At 64.5% G+C, this 3,873-nt stretch carries 3 protein-coding genes; all 3 read left to right on the top strand.

Annotation, left to right across the window (positions count from 1 at the left end):
- Positions 1–204 precede the first annotated feature (204 nt).
- On the top strand, positions 205–1,791 hold the full coding sequence (gene purH / locus AC1P6P_RS13410) for a bifunctional phosphoribosylaminoimidazolecarboxamide formyltransferase/IMP cyclohydrolase (protein ID WP_481402950.1): 1,587 nt from the start codon (positions 205–207) through the stop codon (positions 1,789–1,791).
- A 69-nt stretch (positions 1,792–1,860) separates the two neighbouring features.
- Entirely contained in the window at positions 1,861–2,844 is a 984-nt protein-coding gene (locus tag AC1P6P_RS13405) for a 2-hydroxyacid dehydrogenase (RefSeq protein WP_481402949.1), read from the top strand.
- Between the two features lie 304 nt (positions 2,845–3,148).
- On the top strand, positions 3,149–3,873 hold a 725-nt coding region (locus AC1P6P_RS13400), incomplete at its 3' end, for an MCP four helix bundle domain-containing protein (protein ID WP_481402948.1).

The following is a 3,873-nucleotide window of genomic DNA, read 5'->3' as shown; positions in this document are numbered from 1 at the left end:
CCAAAGAGCTCCACACGCTCGCGGGCGCGGTGTTCAAAGTGCTGAAAACGCTGGGTTCCGGCGGCAATCCTTAAAACACGCAACAATCATTCGTGTTTTGTGACCGCGATTCGCGCAAAAATTTGCGGGTTGGCGGCGATCTGACCCTTTTGTTTCGCGAGGGGCGGAAGTATCACCGGCCGACACCCCAATCGCGAGTCGACCATGACGCTCCGCCCCATCCGCCGCGCGCTCATTTCCGTGTCCGACAAGACCGGCCTCGTCGAATTCGCCCAAGGCCTCGCCAAACATGGGGTTTTCCTGATTTCCACCGGCGGCACCGCGAAAGCGCTGCGTGACGCCGGGCTCAGCGTTGCCGACGTTGCCGACATCACCAGCTTTCCCGAAATGATGGACGGCCGCGTGAAGACGCTGCACCCGCTGGTCCACGGCGGCCTCTTGGGCCTGCGCGACAAGCACGCCGACGCCATGAAACAGCACGGCATCGAAGGCATCGATCTCTTGGTCTGCAACCTCTATCCGTTCGAAGCCACCGTCGCCAAAGGTGCGCCGTTCGACGAGGTGATCGAGAACATCGATATCGGCGGCCCGGCGATGACCCGGTCGGCGGCCAAGAATCACGACTGGGTCACGGTCGTGGTCGATGTGGAAGACTATGCGGCCGTGCTCGCCGAGATGGACGCGCAAGCCGGTGCCACCACGCTGACGCTGCGCCGCCGCCTCGCCCAGACCGCCTATGCCCGCACTGCGGCCTATGATGCGGCGGTGTCGAACTGGTTCGCGACCCAGCTTGAGGATCAGGCGACCCCGCCCAAGCGCCGCGCCTTCGCCGGCACGCTGCGCCAGTCGCTGCGCTATGGCGAAAACCCGCATCAGGCCGCCGCCTTCTACACCACCGGCGAGAAGCGGCCCGGCGTCGCCACCGCCGAACAGCTCCAGGGCAAGGAGCTCAGCTACAACAACATCAATGACACCGATGCGGCCTACGAACTGGTCGCCGAGTTCGATCCGGCGGCGCATGCGGCCTGCGCCATCATCAAGCACGCCAATCCCTGCGGCGTGGCGCTCGCCGCCTCGCTCGAAGAGGCCTATGTCAACGCGCTCGCCTGCGATCCGACATCGGCGTTCGGCGGCATCGTCGCCTTCAACCGCAAGCTCGACGGCGCCACGGCGGAAGAGATCGTCAAGCTGTTCACCGAAGTGATCATCGCCCCGGAGATCGACGCCGATGCCCTGGCGATCCTCGCCAGGAAGAAGAACCTGCGCGTGCTGACCGCCGGCAGCCTGCCCGATGCGGCAGCGCCGGGCCTGACCTTCAAATCGGTGTCCGGCGGCCTTCTGGTCCAGACCCGCGACAACGGCCATGTCGGCCGCGACGACCTCAAGATCGTCACCAAGCGTCAACCTTCCGACGCCGAAATCGCCGATCTGCTGTTCGCCTTCACCGTCGGCAAGCATGTGAAATCCAACACCATCGTCTATGCCAAGGGGCTGGCGACGGCGGGGATCGGCGCCGGCCAGATGAGCCGCGTGGATTCGGCCCGCATCGCCGCCGAGAAAGCGCGCGCCGCCGCCAAGGCCGCGGGCTGGCCGGAGCCCAGGACGATCGGCTCGGCCGCTGCCTCCGACGCCTTCTTCCCCTTCCCCGACGGCCTGCTGGAAATCGCCGAAGCGGGGGCCACCAGCGTGATCCAGCCGGGCGGCTCGATCCACGACGGCGATGTGATCGCGGCCGCCGACGAGGCCGGGCTGTCGATGGTCTTCACCGGAATGCGCCACTTTCGTCACTGAAAACGACGAGCGGCCCTGACAGGGCGGGGCGCATCTGGTACATCGGATGCGCCAGCCCGGAACTGCCTCATGGTGCGCAAACCGGTCGTCATCGTCACGCGCAAGCTGCCGGACATCATCGAAACGCGCATGCGCGAACTGTTCGATGCGCGCCTCAACGATGCCGACAAGCCGCTCAGCCGCGGCGAGCTGGCGGCGGCGATGAAATCCTGCGAGGTGCTGGTGCCGACCATCACCGACCGGCTCGATGCCGCCATGCTGGCCGAGGCCGGTCCCGATCTCAAAATGATCGCCAACTACGCCAACGGCTTCGATAATATCGACGTCACCGCGGCGCTGGCCAAGGGCCTGATGATCACCAACACGCCCGGCGTGCTGACGGGCGACACCGCCGACGCCGCTATGGCGCTGATCCTCGCCGTGCCGCGCCGTTTCGTCGAAGGCGCGATGGTGCTCGAACGCGGCGGCTTCCGCGGCTGGTCGCCGACCTGGATGCTGGGCCACCGGCTCGGCGGCAAGCGGCTCGGCATCATCGGCATGGGCCGCATCGGCGAAGCGCTGGCGCGCCGCGCCAAGCCGTTCGGGCTGCAAATCCACTACCACAACCGCAAGCCGGTCCGGGCGCATGTCGAGACCGAGCTCGAGGCGACCTATTGGGAAAATCTCGATCCGATGCTGGCGCGGATGGACATCGTCTCGGTCAATTGTCCGCATACGCCCGCAACCTATCGCCTGCTGTCGGCGCGGCGGCTGAAGCTGCTCAAGCCCACCGCCATCATCGTCAACACCGCGCGCGGCGAGATCATCGACGAGGAATGCCTGGCGGACATGCTGGAGGCGGGACAGATCGCCGGCGCCGGGCTTGATGTCTACGACCGCGAACCGGCGATCCACCCCAAGCTGCTCAAGGCGGCGAACGTCGTGCTGCTGCCGCACATGGCCTCGTCGACCCTCGAAGGGCGGATCGAAATGGGCGAGAAGGTGATCATCAACATCAAGAGCTTCGCCGACGGCCACCGCCCGCCCGACCGCGTGATTCCGGCGATGCTGTAGGAATTCGCCGTAAGTATTGTCCCGTACACGTACAAATCCCTAGGCGGCGCCCAAACGCCGCCGCGGCGCCGGACGCCCGCGGGCCGATCCTTTGCTGTCAAGGACTTAGAAGGATTACAGGCTTGCGGCGCGACGGGCCAACGGTTGCGCCGAGGCGGCACGCACGCCCGACGTGCAATTCTCACCGATTTCGACACCTGCCACTCTGGTTTGTTTATACCACATCTCAATATTTCGCCGCGATCTTTACCCGCAACGCGTGCGCCGCGAGGGCGTGGGACACCGCAGCGATTGGGATCATAAAATGAACTTCAAAGACATTTCCGTCAGCAAGAAGCTGATCGGTGTGTTTGCTTTGGTACTCGCCGTGACGGTCGGTCTCGGGCTATTTGCCGTAACCAGCCTGTCGAAGCTCAAGGATGCGTCGGACGACGTGACCACCAACTGGATGCCGTCGCTGACGAGCCTGTCCGAGTTGCAATACGCCATGACGCGTTATCGCGTGATCCAGGGCAACACGGTCATGGCGCGCACCGATGAGCAGCGCCAGAACAACGCGGCTTTGATGCAGAAGTACCATGCCGAGGCCGAGGCCGCTTTGGCGAAGTATTCCAACCTGATCACGCCCGGCGAGGAGCGGCGTCTTGCCGACGAATTCCTGCAAGCCAAGGCCGACTATGAGCCGCTGCAGGCGCAGCTGGAGGACATCCTCAAAACCAAGACCAAGGAGGAGGCCGAAGATTTTTATCAAAGCCAAATGCGGACCGCCTTCACGAAGTTCATCGGTGCCGTCGAACAGGACGTCGCGCTGAATAAGAAGATGTGTGATCTCGCAGCCGAGACCGCGGCGAGCACCTATAGCACTGCCCGGCTCTGGATCTTCATCGCCCTCGGCCTTGCCATCGCGTTCTGCGCCGCGGCGGCGTTCGTGCTGATCCGCGCCATTTCCAATCCGCTCGGCAACATGACCGAAGCCATGGGCGAACTCGCCCGCGGCAATCTCAATGCCCACGTCCCGCATGCCGACCA

The organism is Rhizomicrobium sp. (assembly GCF_056722145.1).
The sequence above is the reverse complement of the archived record's forward strand: the minus strand, read 5'-3'. Positions and strand labels throughout refer to the sequence as shown.

What these genes read in the sequence shown, in the direction of transcription:
- purH (WP_481402950.1), top strand. Translation starts at nt 205, where the DNA reads ATGACGCTCCGCCCCATCCGCCGCGCGCTCATTTCCGTGTCCGACAAG.
- AC1P6P_RS13405 (WP_481402949.1), top strand. Translation starts at nt 1,861, where the DNA reads ATGGTGCGCAAACCGGTCGTCATCGTCACGCGCAAGCTGCCGGACATC.